This is a genomic window from Virgibacillus alimentarius (assembly GCF_000709085.1).
GTDB lineage: Bacteria > Bacillota > Bacilli > Bacillales > Amphibacillaceae > Virgibacillus_B > Virgibacillus_B alimentarius.
This window is the reverse complement of the sequence record NZ_JFBD01000018.1, coordinates 1-24,079: the sequence shown is the minus strand read 5'-3', so window position 1 is coordinate 24,079 and position 24,079 is coordinate 1. Positions and strand designations below refer to the sequence as shown.

Here is a 24,079-nt window from a genome sequence, read left to right as displayed (position 1 = left end):
AGCCCATGCTGGGCGCACTATGATAAAAAGACAGCTACTTTGCTGTCCTTTTTTTATTAATCGATCATTTTAATCTGCTTTTATTTGTTCTCCTTCTTTTCTAAAGAATCCAAAGACGCCTGCTGTTTGTACAATGTTTGTGAATGCTTCGGGATCTACGTCAGTGATAATTTGTTCCAAATCGTATAATTCATAGCGTGTGATAACAAGATATAGCATATTCTTATCTTCTTTTCTATATGCCCCTTTTGCAGGTAATATTGTAATCCCCCGTACCATTTTCTGATGGATAGCATTTTGTAATTCTTCCGCTTTGTGCGTAATAATCATAGCTGTTACCTTTTCATGACGTGTATGGATAGCATCAATCACTAACGTAGTGATATATAATGTGAGCATTGTATACAAGGCATTTTCAGGTTCATACAAAATACCAGCTAGCGCAATAATAATGCCATTAAGGATCAAAAAATACATCCCTATAGGCTTATCTTGCAAACGTGATAGTATCATTGCAATGATATCCATTCCACCTGTTGAAGCACCTAATTTTAATGAAATTCCTACACCAGCACCGCCAATAACTCCACCTGCCACTGCATTCAAGATAATATCGTCCGTTAAAGATACCACAGGCAATATTTCTAAAAATATCGTAGCAAACACAACGGAAATTGCGCTATAAATGGTAAAGCCTTTTCCCACTTTAAACCAACCTAATACAAACACCGGGATATTAAATAGAAATAATAATGTCCCTGTCGTAACCTTTAAATTTAAAAAATCTTTAAATACGCTAGATGCTAACTGAGCAGCACCGGTAAATCCACTCGCATATACATTGGCATTAATTAAAAAGAAATTAAGTGATACTGCTACAAGCAGCGAACCAACGATCACGATCGCGATACGTTTTGCCTCCATGAAAAACATAAAAAAACCTTCCTCTCTCTCCTCTACTTACCTTTCTAAAAATTTCTAAACATTATTTGTTACATTATTTAAAATATTAATGATATATATTTTGACTATCTTACCATCTAACTATAAACTAAATATGTAGGTTCAAGCATTATTTTAGATGAATGAAGGTGAAGAAATGACAATTAAAATTCTTGCTGATTCAGCATGTGATTTGTCGGAACACTATTATAACGGATTTGACATTGAAATGGTACCATTAACCGTTCATATAAACGGAAATGACTATAAAGATAGTATTGAAATAACACCAAAAACAGTGTATGACGCGATGAGAAACGGGGGGCATGCAAAAACATCCCAAGTTTCGCCACAAACCTTTAAAACTATTTTTACATCATATGCGCAAACAAATCAACCATTGGTATATTTAGCGTTCTCTTCTCAGTTATCAGGTACATATCAAACCGCTAAAATGATAGAACAAGAAATAAAGGAAGAATATCCAGATGCACCAATTCATGTTCTTGATACGAAATGTGCTTCGCTTGGATATGGATTAGTCGTTCTGCATGTTGCAAAACTGGCAAAAGAGGGAGCACAACTAAATGAAATTATTCATGCAGCAACGGATCACGCACAACATATGGAACACATTTTTACAGTTGATGATTTAGAGTATTTACACCGGGGAGGTCGGGTCAGTAGGACGGCTGCCTTTGTAGGATCACTTTTAAAAATAAAGCCTTTATTACATGTCGATGATGGAAAGTTAATCCCTTTGGAAAAAATTAGGGGATCTAAAAAAGTATTAAAACGTATGTTGGAAGTAATGGAAAAACGAGGTGCAAATTTTGAAAATCAGGTAATCGGAATAAGCCACGGTGATGATTTAGAACGAGCAGAGCAGCTGGCTTCATTGATTAAGGAAAAATTCAATGTAAAAGAAGTTATTATTGAAATGGTCGGAGCTGTCATTGGCGCTCACTCCGGCCCGGGAACGATTGCACTATTTTTCTTAAATAAGCCATATAAATAAAAAACACGCATGAATCCCTTTTCTCTTTCATATATATAGACAAACCCTAAGGTATAACTATATAAGAGGAGGTCCAACATGCAAATAAATGAATTATTTAGCACCTATGAACGAGACCGGAACCAACAACCGGAATCGATCAATCATTTATTAGATTATTATCAAAAAAAATACATAGCAGGTGAAATAGACATCAAGCATTACCAAACCATTTATTATTATTTGCAAAAGCAAGGAGCGAAATCAGCACACGATTATGGGACTTTCTAATGTAACAGCCTTTTTATAAGACAATGGGATCTCTTTATGTGGGGCTGCTTTTAATAAATTAAAGTAGCATGTGACAATTGCAAAGATTTTCATATGCTACTTTTTTGGGTGTCTATAGATTAGATGCTCATTACCTTTAATGAAAGACTTTTTTCTCGGTATCTGATCAAATTCGGTCACGACTCTCCGATGCATAGACCAGGTGAACCGAAAGAACTCGCTCCGGCTTTTGTGTACTTGCCTAGTAATAACTCAACTTATGTAGCTGGTCAAGTTATTCATGTGAATGGCGGAACAATTGGAAATGGATAGCTTGATCAGAAAAGTACCCGATCAAGAGATCTTTTTAGAAAAGCCTACTTGATCGGGTACTTTTATAAGGTCAGTTTCTTTTTTTCTGTTTACGACTTAGGTAGATAACGGCGAAGATAAATAGGAAAAAAACTCCAAGAATAAAGGCAATAAATAACCAATTAATGCCCGTATCTTCTTCTACGACATATATTTCTGCTGTTTCGCGAGGAATGCCTATTTTAAATTCTCCGTTTTCCTTTTCTCTAACAAGATTATCACCAAGCAACCCTTTTAATTGCAAACCTGAATCAATATCAGTTACTGAAACAGAACGCGACTCGCTATCATTATTAATTGCAACATATAATGTTTCATCTTTATACGTGCGTTTAAAGACACTCATCGCACCACTAGACCCTACTTCTTCATAATCACCATGCACTAAAGCGGGAAATTCAGTTCGAATTGATGAAATACGTCCAAGGAATTCCGGTATGTCTTGTTCCCCGCTATTAAATAAAACCATCATTTGACTTTCAGGAACCCCTTCCCCATACATCGGAATTTCAGAGCCTTGGTAAATGCTGGGGACCCCTGGAGTAGTATACATGTAAGTTAATGCCAATTGCCAAACAGTAGATGCTTTACGTCCATTTTCAGCAACAGCTTGAGAAAATCGCTTTGTATTTTTATTATCAACAGAGAGCAAATCAAGCGTATTATTTTTTTCTTCCAAATGCTGATTTAGCGGGGCTAGGCCTTGACCAGATTGATCAAATACTTCATTTAATTCCTTCCGCACTTTTTGATTATCTACTGCATCAATAGCAGGAATGTTTTTTAATTCTTTTATCCTTTGATTATCCTGCATCACATCTGCAAGTATATAAAGGTCAGGATTTATCTCTTTCAACGATGAAGTAAATTTCTTTAAAAACTCATCTGAAGCCATATCTGCGGCATGTAATTTAAAACCATCAATGTCTGTCTCATTTATCCAAAACGCTGCAGCATCAAACAAATATTCCCTGACAGCTGGATTCTCTTGATTTAAAACAGCGGCATGCTCCAGCCACTTTGTCTCTTCCTGGATTTCTAGTTTATTTTCTTTCAGCCAATCTGCTTTATCCGGGTCACTGATAATTTCATGAGAGTCCGCAACATAATTTGTTACAAATTCCAATATAACTTTCATATCTCTTTTATGTGCTTCTTCTACAAGTGTTTGAACATCTTCCATTGTGCCAAATTGCTGTTCAACATTATAATAATCTTCAATCCAATAACCATGATAGCCATTATCTGCATTTTCCATAATTGGAGAAAGGGTAATCGCTGTAAAACCATGCTCTTGGATTTCGTCCAATTTATCAATAATTCCTTTAATATCCCCGCCATGATACGCATATGGGTCATCGACACTAACTTGCCCATTCAATGTATTATCCCCGTTATTGTAACGGTCGACAAGTATATTATAAATGATTTCTTCCTGTAACCCTGCCTCATTTTCTGCCATAATTGGCTTAGCTCCTATTAATAAAAATGGTACAGCTAACAGAATGAGTACGACTTTTTTCATATAAGTTCCCCCGAATTTCTTATTGTTCATTTCCTATTATTAACTTTACACAATAATAGTCAATAAAAAACGCTATTTTGTTGAAAATACTTCATATTTCCTTTTCATCAAAAAAGAACTGCCCGAATGGAACAGTTCTTCGTCTTTTTCATTCTATGGTAATACACCTAATGGCAGGCGACCGAATCCTAGAGCTATTGCAATAATTGCTGCAATAACTAATTGAATTACCCAGCCCTTTGCACTTTTATCTTTACTAAGTTTTACCCCTATCATTTCCATTGCCATAATAATCCATAATCCGGCAATCACTTTTATAATTACTTCGCCAGTGTGCCCAATCGTTGAGGAAAAATAATCACCTAGCAGACTTCCTCCGGTATACAGAATAAATAAATAATCTAAGCGTAAGATCATATGAAGTATTTTTCCCGGTTTTACTTTCCCTTGTTTGTAAAACATTGCAACAAGAATGATTAGAATAAATGCAAGTACCCATGATGTAATATGCATATGTGCCATATTTGTACCTCCTCTTTCTTCCTTGAAAGTCCAACTACATCTTAACGATATCATATCATGTAAATAATGGGAATACATATGAATTATCTTTGAACATTCTTTACATTTCACTTCATCGGAAAATTTAATAAAAACTGTTATACTTTAGTTGAATGTATTTTATGGGAGGGATCGTATGTCACAAATAAGTCAACAAATCATTGATCAAACTCAGGAATACGGCGCAAAAAATTATCATCCGCTTCCTGTCGTCGTTTCACATGCCAAGGGTGTTTGGATAGAAGACCCTGAAGGCAATCGGTATATGGATATGCTAAGTTCTTACTCTGCTCTTAATCAGGGACATCGCCATCCAAGAATTATAGAAGCATTAAAAAAGCAAGCAGATGCAGTAACCTTAACATCACGAGCATTTCATAATGATCAACTTGGGCCTTGGTATGAAAAAATTTGTAAATTAACGAATAAAGATATGGCACTGCCAATGAACACTGGTGCAGAAGCTGTAGAAACAGCGATTAAAGCAGCAAGACGCTGGGCTTACGATGTAAAAGGGGTTGCCGAGAACAAAGCAGAAATCATTGCATGTGAAGATAATTTTCATGGCAGAACGATGACCGCTGTATCTCTGTCATCAGAAAATGAATATAAACGTGGGTTCGGCCCCATGCTGCCAGGTATTAAAATTATTCCTTATGGTGATATTGACGCACTAAAAAATGCGATTAATGAAAATACTGCTGGATTTTTATTCGAACCGGTTCAAGGTGAAGCGGGTATTGTTATTCCTCCTGAAGGTTTTTTAAAAGAAGCCTATGAAGTTTGTAAAGAAAATAATGTGCTTTATATTGCAGATGAAATTCAAGCAGGCTTAGCACGGACAGGAAAAATGTTCGCTTGTGACTGGGAAAATGTCTCACCTGATATCTTCATATTAGGAAAAGCTTTAGGCGGCGGAGTCTTCCCTATTTCCTGTGTTGTTGCAAATAAGAAGATTCTTGGTGTATTTAACCCCGGTTCACACGGTTCCACATTTGGAGGAAATCCTTTAGCGTGTGCCGTGTCTTCAGCTTCATTGGATGTTATTGAAGATGAAAGATTAGCTGAACGCTCACTAGAGCTCGGTAATTATTTGATGGGTGAATTGAAAAATATTAAGAATCCAGTTATTAAGGAAGTCCGAGGAAAAGGCCTATTTATTGGAGTTGAACTAACTGAAGCAGCTCGCCCGTACTGCGAAGCTTTAAAGGAAAAAGGGCTTTTATGCAAAGAAACACATGAAAATGTCATTCGATTCGCTCCTCCACTTATTATTACTAAAAAAGAACTAACATGGGCTTTGGATCAGATTAAAGAAGTATTTAACAAGTAATTTTAAAATGCGGGTATCCCTAAAAAGGACACTCGCATTTTTTCTAAAAACTTCTGATGTCTTTATTTTACTTGATCAACAATCCGCTTGCTTTTTTCGGAAAGGCTGACGTTTCATATACGTCAAACTTCTCCACACCCATTCAAATGGACCGAACCGATAGTTCGTAACCCACCATTTGCTAAAAAAGATTTGACCGCCAAAAACAAGCAGTGCGATCATAACTCCTAATGATGGGCTAACGGATCCATAAAGCCCAAAGCCAACCCCATAAAATAAGATAAAACAAATAACCGATTGCATCATATAGTTCGTTAATGACATTCGCCCAACATAGGACAAATGATTAATCAACTTCTTCCCAACATTTGTCTGTGCAAGCAATGTAATAGAAATAATATAAAAGAGTGCAGAAGCAGTTCCACCTATATTATCCTGCATAAACATAAACCATGACGGATTGCCGTATAAATAAGGCCCTATTTTAAAAACAGTAAATAATACCAAACTAATCATCCATAGTGATTGCAACAAGGAGTGATGGCGCTTAGGCTCATGCAGCCATCTCTTTCTTGCGATATACATGCCGAATAAAAACAACGGTAAAAGAACAAAAAACATTAATAAAAAGCCAGCACCATTTGAATACATCCAGTCTGTATAATTTTGTGACCAAATAATAGATAAATTATTGCTTTGATAACTTTCCATTGCTTGATTTATTGAGGTTTCCTGTGTGACATCAAGTAAATCCCGCCCTGCATACAATGCGAGTGTAATTAAAACGGTACAAGCACCTAATAAACCAAATCCCCACATGAGCAATGTTTTATCTTTTACCTTTACAAAGAAAAGCAAAAATAAACCGATCACTCCATATGAAAGTAAAATATCTCCATACCAGATGAAAAAAGCATGAACTATACCAAATCCAATTAAAATAAACATTCTCCTTGTTAAAAATGGGTATAAGCGTAATCCCTTTTGAACTACACTATCTTTCATCAGCTGAAACCCAAAGCCGAACAGCATGGAAAATAATGTATAAAAACGAGCATGGAAAAAGATGTCAATGATTACTTGTACAAATTGATTGACGCCTGAAGGCCACGCCTCTTCCGCTCCCCCATATAAAAAATATGGAGCAGAAAACCCACCAACATTTACGATGAATATACCCAAAATTGCGAATCCCCTTGCTGCATCAATCCATGCAAGGCGATTTTTTTCTTTTATAGGCACAGCCGAATGTTTCATTACTTGTATGCATCCCTTCCAATAATATCTATTTATCTATACTACAATTCGGTACAATCAAAGAAATTCCTTCATACATGTAATTAATCTCACTCTTTTTGTCTAAAATCATGAAAATCGCCCCAATGATGAAAAAAGGCTAAACTCACTTTTTAGCGAGCTTAGCTTCAAATACAAATGTTTTATTTTGTTGGAACGTTCACCATTAATTGTTTGGAAAAGAAATAAAGATATGTCTCTTTTACAGGTTGACGCCAAATCTGTTCAATCGCATGACGGTAAAGATTCATCTGAACTTCATATTTTGCTCTAAGTTTATTTATCATTTGTTCTGTTACTTTCCCATCAATAACATCCGTTTTGTAATCTAAAAGCATCCAACCATCTTCTTTCGGTATCAGACAATCAATGACACCTTGAATGAGTACCTGTTCGTCCACATCGCTTTTCCACGATGCATAAATCTCACTTGCGGGCAATGTTATGCTGAACGGTACCTCACGATAAATCGTTGAGACATTCATCATACAAGCAGCAATATCCGTCATAAAAAACTCTCTAATAGCCCTAATATCAATAATTTCTGCTTCTTGTTTTGTAAGAATTTCACGTTCTACGAGGACTTCTGTATATTCCTCTATTTCCTCTTCATTCAATGATTTTGTCATTGGTAAATGCTGCATTACTGTATGCATTGCTGTTCCTCTTTCAGTAGCAGTAATTATTTTTTCTTTTTGCATGAAATTTGGCCGTTTGACAATGGATGGTTGAAAAGGTTTAACGATTTGGTCAGCACTGTATTCATCCTTTAATTCCCGCTGGCGTTTTATTTCCGTTACCGTTTGTTTCGCCCGGGATTCAGCAGATTCCTGAAACGGATACGTATATGATAGAAGTTCATCCACCCATTGCTCCATTTCTCTGTTATCCATTGTAATCGGCTTCCAATTAATGATATGTTCTTCTAATTGTTTATCCGCTTCTTCCTTTTTTTCTGTTAAATTTGCTAAAGCACTGCCATGTACAATAGTTACTTTCCAGTTCGAAGGATCTAACCGTATCTCAGAAGATATTTCATCATTAGATCCTTGCTCCGCTCTAAGTACATCATTATCGTTATGCCGGATAAGCGCAGGACCTACCCAATCCAGATAACTTTTGGCCTCAGCACGAAAGTGAACAGGTAAAACCCACTGTGAATATTCAAGCATCTTTTCCCATTTGTCTCTTTTCTTCTCAAAACTTGATACATTCCCGATCATAACCAATTTTTCTTTAGCACGAGTTAGCGCTACATAAAGCACACGCATTTCTTCTGCTAAAAGTTCACGTGACTTTTCCTCACGAAGGGCATAATAAAACAATGTCGGATACGTAATTCGCTTGATTGGATCAATATACTTGCTTGCAAACCCAAGATCTTTATGCAATAAATACTTTTGGTTTAAATCCTGCATATTAAACTGTTTATCCATTCCGCCTAAAATAACGACTGGAAATTCAAGCCCTTTACTGCTGTGAATCGTCATCATGCGCACAACATCTTCTTGTTCACTAAGTGCTCTTGCAGCTCCAAGGTCCTCTCCATTTTCCTCCATGCGCTCAATAAAACGCAAGAAGCGGAATAACCCCCGAAATGATGTTGTTTCATAGCTGCGGGCCCGGTCATATAGCGCACGTAAATTCGCCTGGCGTTGACGACCGCCGGGCATCCCACCAACAAAATCATAAATGCCTGTTTCACGATAAATTTGCCAAATTAATTCCGATAAAGCCCCTTGTCTGGAAGCTATCCGAAATTGTCTTAATTGTTCTAGAAAATTCGCAGCTTTTGTAGACGTTTCATTATTATTTTGATTTTTGAACTGTTTTAAAGCATCATAAAAGGGCTTCCTTTGACCTGCTAAACGAATAGAAGCTAACTCTTCTTCATTTAATCCAACGATCGGTGAACGTAATACAGATGCTAGCGGGATATCTTGACGTGGATTATCGATCACTTTTAATAAGCTAATCAATATTTTGATTTCAATGGCATCGAAATAACCTGTCGATAGTTCTGCATAAACAGGTATACCTTGATTTTTTAACTCCTCAACCATTGTCGGTGCCTGTCCCATCGAACGTTGCAGGATAACAATATCACGGTATTGGATATCACGCTGCTTTCCAGTAGCTTTATCAACGATCTGAAGGGGGGCACTTTCTTTCTGTCCAATCCAAGCTTTTATTTTTTCTGCATATGCTCTTGCTTCCAGCTGAGCTTTTTCCAAATCTCGATAATCCTCTTCTTCTAAAGTATTCTTTGATGCTTCATCCGCTTCCTGGTCAATAATGAGAAATTCAGGAGTTGTTTCGCTATTTTCTAATACGTCATACATTTTATTGGCATAAATTAACTCAGCATCTGCATCATATTGAATGTCACCTAACTCTTCATCAAGAATTTGTCTAAAGATATAGTTAGCACCTGTTAAAACATCTTCTCGGCTTCGGAAGTTACGTGCTAGATCTATTCGTTTTCCAGCATGTTCTTCTTTTGCGAAACGATTATACTTTTCAATAAAGAGCGTTGGTTCTGCATGGCGGAAACGGTAAATACTTTGTTTGACATCACCAACCATAAACATATTCCCACTACCGCTTTGATCGCTTAATAGCATTAGAATGGTTTCTTGTACGCGGTTTACATCCTGATATTCATCGACTAATAGTTCACTGAATTGTTCTTGGAAGTGCCTTGCAACAGATGATGGTATTGGATTGCCTGCTGTAGATGATGCATCTAAAAATAATTGCAGGCAAAAGTGCTCCAAGTCCGAAAAGTCAACAATTGCTTTTTCTCTTTTTTGTTTTGTGAATTTCTCCTTAAATTGCTTTACTAGTGCAGTAAGTTGTTTGATGACGGGAGCAAGTTCCCTCATATCGCTAATATGCCCCTGAAGGTTGCGCATGAACCATTTTTCCTTCATTTTTTTCCAGCGATCTTTATAGCCATCCCGCAGTTTTTTTACCTTTTCTTTCTTTCCACTATCACATTCTGTCTTTTTTCTTGATAAGCTCACAAATGTACTAGAAGCCATAAATACTTGTAAGTCATCCCAGCTGCCTATATATTTATATGCCTGCTGTACATTGGCTAAATCTGATTCAATTGCCTCCACGTATTGGACAGGTCCATCACTTGACTCCGCAATCTTTAGCGCAAGAGAGATTTCTTCTTCAATTGCTTTTAGTTGCATGCGCACTTCCCGTTTAAGAATTTCCAGCCAAACAAGTTCCTGTTCTTGGCAATCTTCAGGGACATCATAGGTTTGCGCTAGCTCATCAAGCCACAGGTCAGGCCAGGGGTGATTAATTGCAAATGCATACAACTTACGAATGACCTCTTCAACATCTACATCGCTTCGATCACTAGAAAAACGGTCTACGACAGCAAAAAAGCGTTCCTGTTCTTCTCCTTCTTTGCCGTACCATTCTTCAAATAAGTCATCCATCACATCTTGTTTCATTAAATCAGCTTCCATATCATTAGCAATTCGGAAAGATGGATCGAGATCAAGTAAATAAGCATACTGTTTTACTACATCCATACAAAAGGAGTGTAACGTAGAGATGGAAGCCCGCTGCAATAAAGACAGCTGTTTTTTTAAATGATTAGATGCTGGGTTTTCTGCTAATGCTTTTTCCAGCGTTAATCCAACACGGTTTCTCATTTCCTGAGCAGCAGCATTTGTGAATGTAACAACAAGTAAAGAATCAATATCTACTGGGTTTTCTTTGTTTAGCAATTTTTGAATAATCCGTTCCACTAATACAGCTGTTTTCCCAGAACCGGCAGCTGCTGCAACAAGGATATCACTGCCATCTGTATAAATCGCTTCTTCCTGCTCTTTTGTCCAGCTCACCACTTCTTTTCTTCCTTCTGCGAATTATTTCTAAAACATCATCATCTTTCATATCAGTTAGCTTTCGATATTTATTTCCTTCCAGGGTAGGATCAAATTGACAAACGGAGAGAAAAGGACAATACGTGCAAGCAGTATTTTGTTTATGCTGAAAAGGATTTAAATCAATACCACCGGATGTTATATCGATTCCTGCCAGTTTCATCAAATGGTGTATGTGCGTTTGTAAACTAGCAAACGTATCTTTGTCAGCCACTTTCGAACTGCTGCGAAATCCGCCATTTTTCTTTACGCCCGCTGGTACAATTTGGCTTGTCCCTGATTCAAGGGATGTATCCATCATTTTTACAATCTGTTCATCGGAAATCAGCAGCCCTTGCATTTTATATTGTTTAAAAATTTCTTTTTCAATTTCGAGATCCTCGATTTTTTGATTTTCGGAAATCATTGGATTATGCACATGAAAATAAAGTACTCCTGCAGGATTTGCCTTTGTCCCCAGCCACGTCTCTGAATGAGATAGGACTACATCTAAATAAGCGAGCATTTGCAAGGCTAATCCATAGTATACTTCCACTAAATTTAGCCCTCTTGCACTTGATTTATAGTCAATAATTCTTAAGAATAAGGAGTCCTCATTTAATGCTTTATCTACCCGATCAATTCTGCCTCGCAATATTAATTCATATCCATTTGGAAGCGGCATGGAGAGCGGTGGCAGTTTTTGATTTGTACCAAACCCAAGTTCTAGTCCAACTGGTGAGAAATTACTCCTTCGTGCTTGTTCACTTAATATAAAGGTAGCACGTGCAATCACCTCTTGGAGCTTGTATTGGATATATTTATAACGGTTCGAACTATGCAAAATTTGATTCTGCAAAACTGGAGCTAATTGAACCATTGCTCTTTGCGCATAACTGCTTGAATCTTCTTTTGTTAATTCAGCAAAGTTTCTGTCCTCCACTTGAATCCATTCTGTAATTGTTTTCAAAGCTTCATGAAACAATTGCCCTATATCTGGAGCGTCCAGTTTATACGTTCTTCTCTCCTCTAATCCTAAGCTGTACTTTACAAAATGCTGATATGAACAGCGATAATATGTTTCCAGCCGTGACACACTCGCCTTCACTTGTTTTGGATATAATTTGCGAGCAGTCTCTTTTGATAGATTGATAGGCTGATTTTGATAATAGAGGCTTTGTAAAATCATGTATGTTGTACTATACTTCCCGTGATTTTTGATATACCAGTTAAGGACATGCCACCAAACCGACTGAATCGGATAGCCTTTTCGGTTTCTAGCTAATTGCGTTGTTAATGCTGCTCTCGTTTTTAATGGGGTTGTAATAAATCGTTTTGCCTCAACCAACTCATCGGGATCTTGCAGTAAAATATGTTCACAGCAAGATGGAAATAAATCTTCCATTCGCTTTATCAATTGTGAGGGCATTTTCGATTTACCTTCTTCATCACTTAGCAGATAACTTACCCAAAGTCTATCTCTCGCAGCAGTAAAGGCAATATAAATATAAAACCAGTCATCAAGTAATTGGCGCTTGCTGCTTTCAGCCAGTTCAAGTCCATGTTCAGCAAGTATTTCTCTTTCTTGCTCATTAATCACACTATCTGCAGACGGCTTCATCGGCCATATACCGTCATTAACACCAAGTAAAAAGGAACATTTAATTCCGCTAATTCGCGAACGATCGATCGTACCAACAATAACATGATCAATACTCGGTGGAACATGGGCAAATTTCAATGATTCAAAACCCGCTTCAAGTGTTGACCGAAATGTTGCTAGACTCATTTTTTCATCTCCAGCCATTTCAACCATCTCTTCCAGTAATTGAATAACAGCATTCCATACTTGTTCTTGTTCTCTTCCTTTTTCGAGCTCACCTTGATCATCATAGTATTCTCGTATTTTTTCGAGCCGTTTAGGAGCATTCAGCTTTTCCAGTAATGTGTAGGTAACCTCACAAAAATCATACACCGTCTTAGCACTTCTTATTTGCTTATCAAAGTCTTGTAAAGCACTCACCACTTGGAATCGATAACGATTAATATGTTGTTGTTTTTTCTTCTCGGAATCCGTTTGAGTCGTTTGGTCAAATCCTTTGAATCTCTTGAAAATCCATTCCTTATCTCCCGTCCAGCTCTCCCTTGAACGAATCCCATATTCGAGTACATAGTTTTCCAATTCATCAATAGCGTCATTAGTTAACGGAAATTCAGTGTCTAACGATGGTATGAATCCCGTTTTTAGCACACGAAAAATTGCATCATAACGCCAATTTCCTTCAACTACTTCTAGGGAGGAACGAATAAATTCAATAAGGGAATGGTTTAACATGGTACGTTTTTCATCAATAAATACAGGTATACCATGGTCACGAAAAATGGTTGCGATTAAATCATGATACACATCTGTTTGTCTAATAAAGATGGCTATATCACGAAAACGATATTTTTCTTCACGAACAAGCCGAATAATCTCTTGTGCAGCACCTTCCACTTCTGCGCGGGGATGAACTGCTTCCGCAATCTTCAGGGGTACTTCGCCTCCTTCATATGCGGGTGAAGGCCAGACGTCAAAATTACGTTCCAAATGAGCGAAATAGGGCCTGTCCCTAAATCTTCCATGTTCAGGATCTAACACAACAGTTTCTTGAACTGGAATTTGGTTTTTCGCAGCTATTCCTTGTAATTTATAATATGTTTCCGTTGTTTGATAAAACAAATCCATTTCTGATACCGACTCATCGTCTAGATTGTCAACGGTTAAAGTGATCGTTACATTTTTACAGATCTTTAATAATTCCTCTACAACGAGCAATTCCTGTGGTGTAAATCGATAAAATCCATCAATATAAATAGTTGCCCCTTCTAATAACGTGGCTTCACTAATTTTTTCTGCTAATAGCTGTAATTGATCTTCACTATCAATATAGTTATCTTGTAAGGCATAGACGAGTTTTTCATAAATATAAGATAAATCCTCTAATTTCTTTGTTAAAGCTTCTTCGAGCGGAGATTGATGAACAAATTGATTAATACTTTCTATCTGTTCATCAAGAATGTCTGGGGTAATACAGTACCTTTTAAACTCAGTTATCATTTTTTCCAATTGCTCTAAAAATCCCTGCTTTTCTACTGCTTTTTGGAACATACGCCAATCTGTTTGCTTCTCTTCGATAATCTTCCTGAGCATCATTTGAATTCCTACTGAGCTAATAAATTGCCGTGTAGATCCACCAGTCTCCTGCAATATTCGCCAAGCTAATCTGGAAAAACTAACCACTTGCGCACGAATACTTCCTTTAATATTTTCATCTTTAAATAATGCATATTCTTGCTGGAAGGTCATTTGATCAGGAACGATATAGAATATCGATGGCCCCTGTGGGTCATTCTGCAATTTTTCTTTTATTTCATCTAATGTCCGACTGCTTTTACCAGTTCCAGCCCTTCCCAACAAAAACCGGAGTCCCATTTTCATCCCCCATTTATATCATCCACATTCTTTTTATGAATCGTTTTTCTAAAAAGTAAAACTTCTATCTTATTTTATCAAAGATAGAAGTTTTAACATACTATTAACTAGTCTTCAAACACCTAAGAAAGCGGCCAATATTTGACATCTACTTTTCCAACTAGCTGTTCAATAGATATAAAACCAAATGACCTACTGTCTAGGCTGTCCGGGCGATTATCTCCCATTACAAATAGCTTTCCTTCTGGTACTTTTTTATGTCCGGTAATTTCCATTAATGTAAAATCATTTGTAAACGGTTCATGTGTACTTCCTACTTTTAAGGAATGAAGAAATCTCTCCTGCACATACTCCCCATTTACATAAAGTTTATCTTGTTTATATACGATTTCATCACCAGGCAATCCAATGACTCGCTTAACATAATCGTCTTTTGTATTTGCATGAAACACAATGACATCGAAACGAACCACATCTTTTAAATCATATGCAATTTTATTAACCATTAATAAATTGCCATCATGAAGTGTCGGCTCCATTGATTTACCATCTACAACATAACTTGTAAACAAATTCGAACGAAAAAGCATCCCAAAAACAGCAACAAATAAAATAACTGGAATTAATCGGCGATAATTCACTTTTTTCATATGGTTTCCTCCACAGTTATTTTATTTGTAATATACCCTGTTTGGAACGTCTTTAATCGTTGTCCATCTTAGTATCCTTCCATATTGTTTTTTTCTGTAATCTTTTTTCAATATACTTGCCTAACATCCAAAATAGCATAATACAAACACCAACAATGATTGTTTTAACCGGATGCTTAGCAAATGATACAATACTTGATCCAACATAAGCTATCGAAAAAATCATTACTGATTTCCCTAAGAAAACAGCTAAAATGAATTGTTGTATACTGATTTTTGATAAACCAGCTACAACATTGATAACAGATGAAGGAGAAAACGGAAAGCACAATAACAAAAATAGTGGACCAAAGCCACGCTTCTCCAGCCAGTTTGTGACTTTATTGACTTGTTTATTTCTCCGTATTGCTATGAAAATTCGCTTATCACCAAGCTTGCGTATAATAAAAAAAACAAGTATGGAACCAAGACTTGATCCTAACCACGATAATAAGAAGCCCTCCAGTAATCCGTATGCAGCACCATTCGCTAAAACAAATACAACTAACGGCAAAAAAGGGAGAAATGCTTCAATAAACGGTAATAAAATCCCTGGTAAAGGCCCTAAACTTTCATAATGATTTAGCAAATCCATAATATAATTGTCTAATTGATCATTTTCAAGCAATTGCTTCCCATCTGATATGATGTTAAATAAATACATTTAGCCACCAGATCCCCTCATCCTCATAAAAACATGTATTTACGATGTATATATATTAGTCTATCTATATTTATTTTAATGTAAACATTAAAATCTACAAAGTAAAAAGTAAACATAAGCCTCTTTCGTTTCATCTCGAAAAATATTTTTTCTTTTTCATGTATTTTTTCTTTGTTTTATCATATAATAGAACGAACGTTCCCTTTTGTGGAGGAGGATTTCTGATGCGCTATTTAAATAAAGATGAACTGCAAATAGCCTCTCGTTTTTTATTTCTCTCGATGGCAATTGTTGTTATCGAACAAGATATGAAGCATATCCAAAAAGGAGGCTTCAAAATTAAAGAACCGTACACAGAACTTTTGGAAAAAATGGCTTCTAATGCAACAGATGAACGCAGACAATTACGGAAAACAATGAAAGATAAAAAAATAAATGTTGTTACACTCAATAAAAATGAATCGTTTTCATCCTTTCTGTTTCTATGTCAAGGGAGGGAAGAAAAACGTAATTATTTTAATCCTGCTATTCGTAAAAAAGTAGAAGCGATTATACAAGAACTTATGGTAAAGGCTCTTTATCCGGATCTCCCTGCTTTTTCTGTAAATGCTTAATTCGATTATCAAGTATATAGCGAAATTGTGCCGTACGCTGTATTTGATTCAGTGCAGAGCCAAATGATATATCAATGATAATTTTCTTTCCATTCTTAAAATGTATTTCTGTACATTGATTATCAGCTTTATTCACTTTATCAATATGAGAATGAGCAATCCAGGAACATTTAGGATTGGACGGAGACATCGTCGGGAAAAAATACATTCCGCTAAAGGGATCAATAGAAATCGGTGCTTTATGGGTAATACCGCAAATATTCCTGGTCCCTTCTTGCTTCCCTTTGAGGCTTGCACCAAAATAAATGCAGGCGTTATTAATGATTTTACTTGGGGAGTTATTGACAATGTATTCTGACTCTTCTTCCAATACAAATGTACTTGGATTACCATTTTCATCTTGCTGTGCCAAAACAGCCATTGTTAGTGGAGTAATTTCACTTGGTGATTTATTTGCTGATGAATAGTATTCATTCAACATGTTAAATAGTCATCCTTTCTTCATTTATCGAAAAAAGAAAGAGGCTTTAGAACTAATTTACCAGATTTATAGGAAAAAAGATACAAAAAGATACAATTTTCTAAAATATGTATCTTTTTTAAACTGTTTGTTGTATCTTTTTTGTTTTTTTAAAAAAATGCCGCTTCAATTATGAGGTGTTCCCCCATTGAAACAGCACTTTTCTTTATTTATTAGCTATATTTTCACGTAAACTTTTACGAAGAATTTTGCCGGTTGTATTTTTCGGCAGTTCGTCCAAAAATTCAATTTTACTCGGGACTTTATACTTAGCTAAATTAGCAGAACAGAATTCTATCAAAGCTTCTTCTGTTAGTGAATGATCATTTGTAACCACGTAGCAAACGACTGCTTCCCCCACGTTTGGATCTGGAATGCCTATCACAGCAGCTTCTAAAACATTTGGATGCTGATGTAGGACTTCTTCAATTTCTCTTGGATAAACATTATAGCCTCCGACAAGAATCATATCTTTTTTACGATCGACAATATAAAAATACCCTTCATCATCCATACGGGCCATATCTCCTGTATAAAGCCATCCATCTTTTAATGCAACAGCAGTTTCCTCCGGCATTTTATAATATCCCTTCATGATATGAGGGCCTTTGCAAATAAGCTCTCCTACTTCTCCAACCTCAACCTCTTCTCCAAATTCATCGACAACTTTATTTTTGACATTCACAATATTACAACCGATTGATCCAGGCTTTCTTTGACGATCAAGTGGATTAAAGCAGGTTACAGGAGAAGCTTCTGACAATCCATATCCTTCTGATACAATAACTTGAAATACTTTTTCAAACTCTTTTAATAGAGTGACCGGCATCGCCGCTCCTCCAGAAATACATAAACGAATATTACTAAAATCATTTTCATGGCCTTCAGAGCTTTGTAATAAGTAATTATACATTGTAGGAACACCGAAAAATATAGTAGCTTTATGATCTTTAGCAACCTTAAAAACGGATGTAGGGGAAAACTTCGGTAAAATAATAATGGTTCCCCCATTCATTAACGGGGCATTTAGCGCAACGGTTAAACAGAAGACATGGAACATTGGCAATGCTGCAATCACAAGATCCTCCCCGTTGATCGCTAAGTAATCAGCAGTGTCCTTCGCATTGGAGTAAAGATTTTTATGTGTAAGCATCGCTCCTTTTGGTGTTCCGGTTGTTCCAGATGTATATAAAATTAGTGCTACATCTTCTTCATTTAATTCCGGTGCATCCAATATAGGGCTGCCTTCGCGAACCATATTTGTAAACGATTTCATTTCTCCGGGGAAGGATTGTTCTTCAGTCGTCGCCATCTCCGAAGTTGTTTCACAAACTATGTAATGGTTGATTTGTGGCAGCTTATCTTTAATAGCTTCAAATTTTTTCACTAATACATCCATCGTAATAACTGCTTTCACATCTCCATTGTTTAAAATATAGGACAGTTCTTGTGGAGTATACATTGGATTAACTGGAATAATAACCGCACCGATGCGAAGAGCACCATATAAGCTGATAATGTAATGAGGACTGTTCCCAGCCACTAATGCAATATGATCCCCTCGTTGATAGCCTAACGCTTTTAGTTGGGATGCAAATTTAGTAACTGCACCTTCTAACTCTAAATAGCTCGTTTTTTCCCCTTGAAAAATATAGGCAGACTTATGTGGATAATTCTTGGCTGTCACTGAAAGTTGTTCACTTAAATTCATAAATAATCCTCCCTGCATTAATGAATGAATAATCATTCAATTCACTATCAAGTGTAAATTACTGCTACTATTTTTTCAAGTCTTAAAATAGAATTTTTAAAAAATTAAAACAGCCTATGTAAAAAATTAGGCTGCTTTTATTATGGAGAGAGTGTTATATAAACGTATTCATTTGGCATTAATAAATTAATTGAACAAACTCCTCTTTCGTGATTTTTCCTAGGTAATGGGAAACATCTACATCTTTTAACGCTTCTTCAATAGCAAGACGATTATGCCGGACACCTGCTAATTGGTCTTCAATTACTTTGACGTCACCAAGACCAAAGAAATCTCCATAAACCTTGCAATTTTCGATGATGCCTTTTCTCACATTTAATCGCACATCAACTAAACCTGAATCAAATTTATAGCTTTCTTTTATATTATAGGCAGGTGATTTGCCGAAATTCCAATCCCAGTTTTGGTAACGTTCTTTCGAGATTTGATGAATATTTTCCCAGTCTTCTTCAGTCAATTCATAGCATGGTACATCTTTAACGTCATCAACATTAAAAATATAGCGCAAAATAAGCTCTTTAAAGTCATCCATTGTTACTTTTTCATCAAGAAATTCTGTTATATTCGCTACACGACTTCGGATCGATTTTATTCCCTTAGATTGTATTTTTTCCTTCTTAACATTTAACGCAGAGACTACATGTTCAATTTCTGAGTCAAACATTAATGTTCCGTGGCTGAACATCCGCCCTTTTGTAGAAAACATTGCATTTCCGGAAATTTTACGTCCATTTACGACGAGATCATTTCTACCTTGTAATTCTGCGGGTACGCCCATTTTATTTAACGCTTGGACAACTGGTTCGGTAAATTTAGCAAAGTTATGAAAACTGTCACCATCATCTTTTGTTATAAAACTGAAGTTCAAATTACCTTCATCATGGTAAACCGCTCCCCCGCCAGACAACCGGCGAACCACTTTTATTCCCTGTTCATCCACATAATCTGTGTTTATTTCTTCAACTGTATTTTGGTTTTTCCCAATAATAATGGATGGACGGTTAATATAAAACAGTAAATACGTATCCTCTGTCCCAAACTTTTGTAAAACATACTGCTCGATTGCTAAATTTATACTGGGGTCTGTGATACCTTTATTATCAATAAATTTCATTTATAATAGCCTCCTCTAATATATACTCCTTGCCTTTCTATATCTTACGTTAAAAAAATTGAGCAATCAAAGATTCGAGCTTTTTTGCACTTATTGTTCTCCACTTTTAAATTCCCACGTCAGGCCTTCTTTAGCCAACTGAACAGGACCATTATAATATTGTTTCGCTTCCTGTATTAATCTCGAATGATCCCCGTACTGTGGCAGGTGGCTTAAAATTAATTGCTTTACGTTAGCATGCTCCGCGATAATAGCTCCTTCCTTACTCGTCATATGACCTGCTTTTGTCCCATCCTGATCTGCGTAAAAATTACAATCCGTAATTAGTACATCCGCATTCGCAGCAAATGCTTCCCATTCTTTTTTATAAGCTGTATCAGCTGTGTATACAAGTGTTCCTTCACCGTTCGTAATGCGCATTCCATAGCATGGTACAGGATGAAATGTTTTCATAAAAGTAATTGAAAAAGGTCCTATGTGAAGAGGTGCATTTGGATTATATACAACCCCTTCCGTGTAATCATGAGATAAAGCATCAAACCTTTCCTTATCTTCGTTGTGGGAATAAATAGGCAGTGTTCGCCTGCAATCTGTAGTATAGGATTGGACCAGTTTTGCATACTGTAAAACTCCAATATCAGCTATATGATCATGATGGTGATGCGACAGAATAACTGCATTCAAATCTTTAAGATTTATGTACTTTTGTAATTTAGCTAATGAACCACTTCCTGCATCAAGCAATAATTTAAAATTTTTTTCTTCTAATAAATAAGCTGAAGTGGCCCCATCTGCAGCAGGATATCCACCCCAAAAGCCAAGGATTGTTAGTTTCATAAAAACACGCCCTTTTTCAAATTTTGTTGTAACACAAGGTTGACAATTAGCATACTGTTGTAATACAATTGATTTATCAGAAAATTGAGAGGATGATCAACATGATGAATGTTATTGAGTTTTTTAAAAATATACCTAAGAAAAAATGTCACCAATGTGGTCATGAGATGAATGAAAAAGCCGATTGCTATGGAAACATATGTGACGAATGTGACCACCCTGCGAGATAATTAGGATAATTTTTTACATCTACTGTACTATAACATAACATTGTTCTAATATTTCTCTTTTTATATGATTTCGAGTTTTGTTGTAATACACTATTGACAAAAGTCATATTGTTATAATACAATGGATTTATCAGAAAATTAGGAGGATGCTAAAAATGATGAGCGTTGTTGAGTTTTTTCGAAATCTACCCAAAAAAAGATGTCACCAATGTGGCAACGCCATGAATGAAAAAGCCGATTGCTACAGAAATGTATGTGACGAATGTGATCACCCTGCAAGATAATGTTTTTTGAATGATTTTTATATGTTCTGTACTATAACATCACACCACCTTTCTATGGGCAGCTATCTTATAGCTGCTTTTTTGTTTTATTAAACCAACATTCTATTCTAATATTACTCCTACCATCTTTTTAACCACAGGTACATTTTAGACTTTTTTGAATTGAACTTTCTTTAATTTTCATATCATCATCATTCTTTTTGTTTTATACTGTAGGAAATCCACTGATTTTTAAGGCTGTTTTCTAAAAGATTGTTGTTATTGGAAAATTAATTTTTGAACAGTTAAAGGAAATTAGCAGTTGAAATATACAAAGATTCCTTGAGAATGCATACGCATTTTCTGCGTGCGATGTAACGCTGCCGAAGATTCCTATACGAAAACAGCCATTTATAAAAAGGAGGCCTACGATGAGTAATACACGCTGGAAAAGATCAGAAGTACCAAAAGAACAAACATGGGACCTGAGTGATTTATTTACATCAACAGAAGAATGGGAAAGTGAATGGAATACAATTCAAACAGACATAAGTGAGGTTACCTATTATAAAGGAAAGTTAGGAGAAAATGCGGATACATTATTAAATTGTCTTATAGCAGCTGAAAAATTCGAACAAAGAGTTATCCGTGTTGCAACATTTGCTAATTTACGAGCTAATGCTGATGGAGCGGATCCTAAAAATCAGAGGGATTCTATAAAAGTATCCGGTGTCTTAGCTAGTATAGGTGCCAACTTGTCTTTTATTAAAACAGAATTATTAACACTTTCAACAGAAACAATTGATCAATTTATTACAGAACAGCCCCAATTAAAAAACTATCAAAAAATACTTAAAGCGATTGTTGAGAAAAAGCCTTATACATTAAGCCCGGAATTAGAAGAAGCACTAGCTACACTAAGTGAAGTTCATGAAGCTCCATATATGATTTATGAACGCAGTAAATCATCTGATATGGAGTTCGATCCGATCAGAGATAAAGATGGAAATGATCTGCCAATGTCTTTTTCACTTTATGAGGATCGTTATGAATTATCGTCAAACACGGATCTACGCAGAAAGGCTTATCAATCTTTTACAAATACTTTAAAAAAATATGAAAATACTTATGCTGCAACATATGCAACAGAAGTAACGAAACAAGTCACGATGTCTCGCCTACGCTCCTATGATTCTGTTACAGATATGCTTCTCTTGCCACAACAGGTTACACAGGACATGTATCATCAACAACTAGATATCATTCAAAAGGAATTAGCACCACATATGCGCAGGTATGCAAAACTAATAAAAAAACAACTTCATTTAGATGAAATGCGTTTCTGTGATTTACAAGCACCGCTTGATCCGGATTTTAACCCAACAACAACTTATCAAGAAGCAACGTCTATTATTTTAGATGCTCTCCAAGTAATGGGAACGGAGTATAGTAACATTATAAAAAAAGGAATGAATGAACGTTGGGTAGACCGAGCGGATAACGTTGGCAAATCTACTGGGGCATTTTGTTCTAGTCCATATGGTGTACACCCGTATATCTTAATAACATGGACAGATACCATGCGTGGCGCTTTTGTTTTGGCACATGAACTTGGACATGCGGGACATTTTTATCTCGCAGGTAAAAATCAATCACTATTTAATACACGCCCATCAACTTACTTTGTAGAAGCACCTTCTACACTTAATGAATTATTGCTCGCAGATCATTTACTAGAAAAAACAGACGACAAACGTATGAGACGATGGGTAATTAATCAGCTGCTTGGAACTTACTACCATAACTTTGTTACACACTTACTAGAAGGAGAATTTCAGCGCCGTGTTTACAAATTGGCCGAGGCAGGAACCCCGTTAACTGCTAGCGTTTTATCAGACCAAAAAAGAGAAACACTGGAAAACTTCTGGGGAAATACAGTAAAAATTGATAATGGAGCAAGTCTTACTTGGATGCGCCAGCCCCATTATTATATGGGATTGTATCCATATACTTATTCAGCCGGTTTAACTGTTTCGACCGCCATGGCCGAGAAGATCAAAAAAGAAGGACAGTCTGCTATTGACCAATGGTTAAATATACTAAAAGCTGGAAGTACAATGAAACCGCTTGAACTTATCCGCCAGGCTGATATAGATATGTCTAAACCAGATGTTATTAGGAATACTGTATCATACGTTGGTTCTTTAATAGATGAACTAGAAAAAAGCTTTGCATGAAACGTACAAATTTACTAGGGAGCGAGCACCATGGAGTTAAATTTGATTACAAGTATTCGGACAAATAATTTTTATGATAAGGAAGTCATGATTAAAATTAAGGCGATGTGGGAAGAAGCTTCACACGAGCTGACACAACACCATGATACTACATATGGTGTTTACTATGATTATGAGAGTGATTATAAAGGAGATTATTCACTAGGTGTTGCTATTGAAAGCGATAAAGCAAGCGAAGACCCGCCCGTTATAGAAATACCAAATACAGAAATTTACAGAATATACGATGCTGATACAAATGATGAACAAGGAATATTTAAAACCTGGAGTAAGATTTGGGATTTAGAAGAAGAAGGAATATTAAACCGAGCTTATACCTTTGATTTTGAAAAATATTATCCCAATGGAAAAACTGAAATTCACATCGCAATAAAATAAGGATCTTTTCATGCAACTAGGAAGAGGCTGGGACAAAACTC

The 24,079-nt window shown here is 36.2% G+C and carries 20 protein-coding genes and 1 pseudogene; 9 read left to right on the top strand and 12 right to left on the bottom strand.

The window, feature by feature from the left end; genetic code table 11:
* Positions 1-69: 69 nt before the first annotated feature.
* On the bottom strand, positions 70-933 hold the full coding sequence (locus GZ63_RS0103760) for a YitT family protein (protein WP_029267005.1): 864 nt from the start codon (positions 931-933) through the stop codon (positions 70-72).
* 166 nt (positions 934-1,099) lie between these two features.
* On the opposite strand from GZ63_RS0103760, the gene GZ63_RS0103755 reads away from it, so the two are divergent.
* The 3 genes and pseudogenes from GZ63_RS0103755 to GZ63_RS0103745 form a co-directional block, all read left to right on the top strand.
* Positions 1,100-1,960 (top strand): DegV family protein, encoded by an 861-nt coding sequence (locus GZ63_RS0103755; RefSeq protein ID WP_029267003.1) that lies wholly within the window; start codon positions 1,100-1,102, stop codon positions 1,958-1,960.
* A gap of 78 nt (positions 1,961-2,038) precedes the next feature.
* Complete coding sequence (gene yppF, locus GZ63_RS0103750) at positions 2,039-2,230, top strand: YppF family protein (protein WP_029267001.1); 192 nt, start codon at positions 2,039-2,041, stop codon at positions 2,228-2,230.
* 168 nt (positions 2,231-2,398) lie between these two features.
* Positions 2,399-2,542: pseudogene (locus tag GZ63_RS0103745) on the top strand (SDR family oxidoreductase); the annotation flags it as partial.
* A 70-nt stretch (positions 2,543-2,612) separates the two neighbouring features.
* On the opposite strand, the gene GZ63_RS0103740 reads toward GZ63_RS0103745, so the two are convergent.
* Positions 2,613-4,106 carry an alpha-amylase family glycosyl hydrolase gene (locus GZ63_RS0103740; RefSeq protein WP_029266997.1) on the bottom strand — a complete coding sequence of 498 codons (1,494 nt, stop codon included), beginning with the start codon at positions 4,104-4,106 and terminating at the stop codon, positions 2,613-2,615.
* Between the two features lie 153 nt (positions 4,107-4,259).
* Positions 4,260-4,628, bottom strand: coding sequence for a YisL family protein (locus tag GZ63_RS0103735; protein ID WP_029266995.1), 369 nt, complete (start codon positions 4,626-4,628; stop codon positions 4,260-4,262).
* Between the two features lie 175 nt (positions 4,629-4,803).
* Here GZ63_RS0103735 and GZ63_RS0103730 point away from each other — a divergent pair, with 175 nt between their 5' ends.
* On the top strand, positions 4,804-6,000 hold the full coding sequence (locus GZ63_RS0103730; RefSeq protein ID WP_029266994.1) for an ornithine--oxo-acid transaminase: 1,197 nt from the start codon (positions 4,804-4,806) through the stop codon (positions 5,998-6,000).
* Between the two features lie 75 nt (positions 6,001-6,075).
* Here GZ63_RS0103730 and GZ63_RS0103725 read toward each other — a convergent pair whose 3' ends face one another.
* The 5 genes from GZ63_RS0103725 to GZ63_RS0103705 form a co-directional block, all read right to left on the bottom strand.
* Entirely contained in the window at positions 6,076-7,257 is a 1,182-nt protein-coding gene (locus GZ63_RS0103725) for a DUF418 domain-containing protein (protein ID WP_029266991.1), read from the bottom strand.
* 182 nt (positions 7,258-7,439) lie between these two features.
* Positions 7,440-11,168 (bottom strand): helicase-exonuclease AddAB subunit AddA, encoded by a 3,729-nt coding sequence (addA, locus tag GZ63_RS0103720; RefSeq protein WP_029266977.1) that lies wholly within the window; start codon positions 11,166-11,168, stop codon positions 7,440-7,442.
* Positions 11,116-14,661 carry a helicase-exonuclease AddAB subunit AddB gene (gene addB / locus GZ63_RS0103715; protein ID WP_051681375.1) on the bottom strand — a complete coding sequence of 1,182 codons (3,546 nt, stop codon included), beginning with the start codon at positions 14,659-14,661 and terminating at the stop codon, positions 11,116-11,118. Before addB ends, addA begins: the two co-directional genes overlap by 53 nt.
* A gap of 122 nt (positions 14,662-14,783) precedes the next feature.
* Positions 14,784-15,311, bottom strand: coding sequence for a signal peptidase I (lepB, locus tag GZ63_RS0103710; RefSeq protein WP_029266971.1), 528 nt, complete (start codon positions 15,309-15,311; stop codon positions 14,784-14,786).
* 52 nt (positions 15,312-15,363) lie between these two features.
* Entirely contained in the window at positions 15,364-16,014 is a 651-nt protein-coding gene (locus tag GZ63_RS0103705) for a TVP38/TMEM64 family protein (protein ID WP_029266969.1), read from the bottom strand.
* Between the two features lie 224 nt (positions 16,015-16,238).
* Here GZ63_RS0103705 and GZ63_RS0103700 point away from each other — a divergent pair, with 224 nt between their 5' ends.
* A complete protein-coding gene (locus GZ63_RS0103700) occupies positions 16,239-16,628 on the top strand; it encodes a hypothetical protein (protein ID WP_029266968.1) in 390 nt (129 codons plus the stop codon).
* On the opposite strand, the gene GZ63_RS0103695 is transcribed toward GZ63_RS0103700, so the two are convergent.
* The 4 genes from GZ63_RS0103695 to GZ63_RS0103680 all read right to left on the bottom strand — a co-directional run bounded on the left by GZ63_RS0103695 (position 16,576) and on the right by GZ63_RS0103680 (position 20,870).
* Positions 16,576-17,109 (bottom strand): competence protein ComK, encoded by a 534-nt coding sequence (locus GZ63_RS0103695; protein WP_051681374.1) that lies wholly within the window; start codon positions 17,107-17,109, stop codon positions 16,576-16,578. The two genes, GZ63_RS0103700 and GZ63_RS0103695, sit on opposite strands and share 53 nt — an antisense overlap.
* A 205-nt stretch (positions 17,110-17,314) precedes the next feature.
* Complete coding sequence (locus GZ63_RS0103690; RefSeq protein WP_029266966.1) at positions 17,315-18,859, bottom strand: fatty acid--CoA ligase family protein; 1,545 nt, start codon at positions 18,857-18,859, stop codon at positions 17,315-17,317.
* A 178-nt stretch (positions 18,860-19,037) separates the two neighbouring features.
* Positions 19,038-20,033 carry a lipoate--protein ligase gene (locus tag GZ63_RS0103685; RefSeq protein WP_029266965.1) on the bottom strand — a complete coding sequence of 332 codons (996 nt, stop codon included), beginning with the start codon at positions 20,031-20,033 and terminating at the stop codon, positions 19,038-19,040.
* A gap of 90 nt (positions 20,034-20,123) precedes the next feature.
* Positions 20,124-20,870 carry an MBL fold metallo-hydrolase gene (locus GZ63_RS0103680; RefSeq protein WP_029266963.1) on the bottom strand — a complete coding sequence of 249 codons (747 nt, stop codon included), beginning with the start codon at positions 20,868-20,870 and terminating at the stop codon, positions 20,124-20,126.
* A 92-nt stretch (positions 20,871-20,962) separates the two neighbouring features.
* Between GZ63_RS0103680 and yhfH (GZ63_RS17300) the strand changes: the two genes are divergently transcribed.
* The 4 genes from yhfH (GZ63_RS17300) to GZ63_RS0103660 all read left to right on the top strand — a co-directional run bounded on the left by yhfH (GZ63_RS17300) (position 20,963) and on the right by GZ63_RS0103660 (position 24,038).
* On the top strand, positions 20,963-21,100 hold the full coding sequence (gene yhfH / locus GZ63_RS17300) for a protein YhfH (RefSeq protein ID WP_390337272.1): 138 nt from the start codon (positions 20,963-20,965) through the stop codon (positions 21,098-21,100).
* Between the two features lie 155 nt (positions 21,101-21,255).
* Positions 21,256-21,384: a protein YhfH gene (gene yhfH, locus GZ63_RS17295; protein ID WP_084178959.1), complete on the top strand. Its 129-nt coding sequence runs from the start codon at positions 21,256-21,258 to the stop codon at positions 21,382-21,384.
* 410 nt (positions 21,385-21,794) lie between these two features.
* Positions 21,795-23,600, top strand: coding sequence for an oligoendopeptidase F (gene pepF, locus GZ63_RS0103665; protein ID WP_029266961.1), 1,806 nt, complete (start codon positions 21,795-21,797; stop codon positions 23,598-23,600).
* A gap of 30 nt (positions 23,601-23,630) precedes the next feature.
* Entirely contained in the window at positions 23,631-24,038 is a 408-nt protein-coding gene (locus GZ63_RS0103660; RefSeq protein WP_029266956.1) for a GyrI-like domain-containing protein, read from the top strand.
* Positions 24,039-24,079 lie beyond the last annotated feature (41 nt).

What these genes read in the sequence shown, in the direction of transcription:
- GZ63_RS0103760 (WP_029267005.1), bottom strand. Translation starts at nt 933, where the DNA reads ATGTTTTTCATGGAGGCAAAACGTATCGCGATCGTGATCGTTGGTTCG.
- GZ63_RS0103755 (WP_029267003.1), top strand. Translation starts at nt 1,100, where the DNA reads ATGACAATTAAAATTCTTGCTGATTCAGCATGTGATTTGTCGGAACAC.
- yppF (WP_029267001.1), top strand. Translation starts at nt 2,039, where the DNA reads ATGCAAATAAATGAATTATTTAGCACCTATGAACGAGACCGGAACCAA.
- GZ63_RS0103740 (WP_029266997.1), bottom strand. Translation starts at nt 4,106, where the DNA reads ATGAAAAAAGTCGTACTCATTCTGTTAGCTGTACCATTTTTATTAATA.
- GZ63_RS0103735 (WP_029266995.1), bottom strand. Translation starts at nt 4,628, where the DNA reads ATGGCACATATGCATATTACATCATGGGTACTTGCATTTATTCTAATC.
- GZ63_RS0103730 (WP_029266994.1), top strand. Translation starts at nt 4,804, where the DNA reads ATGTCACAAATAAGTCAACAAATCATTGATCAAACTCAGGAATACGGC.
- GZ63_RS0103725 (WP_029266991.1), bottom strand. Translation starts at nt 7,257, where the DNA reads ATGAAACATTCGGCTGTGCCTATAAAAGAAAAAAATCGCCTTGCATGG.
- addB (WP_051681375.1), bottom strand. Translation starts at nt 14,661, where the DNA reads ATGGGACTCCGGTTTTTGTTGGGAAGGGCTGGAACTGGTAAAAGCAGT.
- lepB (WP_029266971.1), bottom strand. Translation starts at nt 15,311, where the DNA reads ATGAAAAAAGTGAATTATCGCCGATTAATTCCAGTTATTTTATTTGTT.
- GZ63_RS0103705 (WP_029266969.1), bottom strand. Translation starts at nt 16,014, where the DNA reads ATGTATTTATTTAACATCATATCAGATGGGAAGCAATTGCTTGAAAAT.
- GZ63_RS0103700 (WP_029266968.1), top strand. Translation starts at nt 16,239, where the DNA reads ATGCGCTATTTAAATAAAGATGAACTGCAAATAGCCTCTCGTTTTTTA.
- GZ63_RS0103695 (WP_051681374.1), bottom strand. Translation starts at nt 17,109, where the DNA reads ATGTTGAATGAATACTATTCATCAGCAAATAAATCACCAAGTGAAATT.
- GZ63_RS0103690 (WP_029266966.1), bottom strand. Translation starts at nt 18,859, where the DNA reads ATGAATTTAAGTGAACAACTTTCAGTGACAGCCAAGAATTATCCACAT.
- GZ63_RS0103685 (WP_029266965.1), bottom strand. Translation starts at nt 20,033, where the DNA reads ATGAAATTTATTGATAATAAAGGTATCACAGACCCCAGTATAAATTTA.
- GZ63_RS0103680 (WP_029266963.1), bottom strand. Translation starts at nt 20,870, where the DNA reads ATGAAACTAACAATCCTTGGCTTTTGGGGTGGATATCCTGCTGCAGAT.
- yhfH (WP_390337272.1), top strand. Translation starts at nt 20,963, where the DNA reads ATGATCAACATGATGAATGTTATTGAGTTTTTTAAAAATATACCTAAG.
- yhfH (WP_084178959.1), top strand. Translation starts at nt 21,256, where the DNA reads ATGATGAGCGTTGTTGAGTTTTTTCGAAATCTACCCAAAAAAAGATGT.
- pepF (WP_029266961.1), top strand. Translation starts at nt 21,795, where the DNA reads ATGAGTAATACACGCTGGAAAAGATCAGAAGTACCAAAAGAACAAACA.
- GZ63_RS0103660 (WP_029266956.1), top strand. Translation starts at nt 23,631, where the DNA reads ATGGAGTTAAATTTGATTACAAGTATTCGGACAAATAATTTTTATGAT.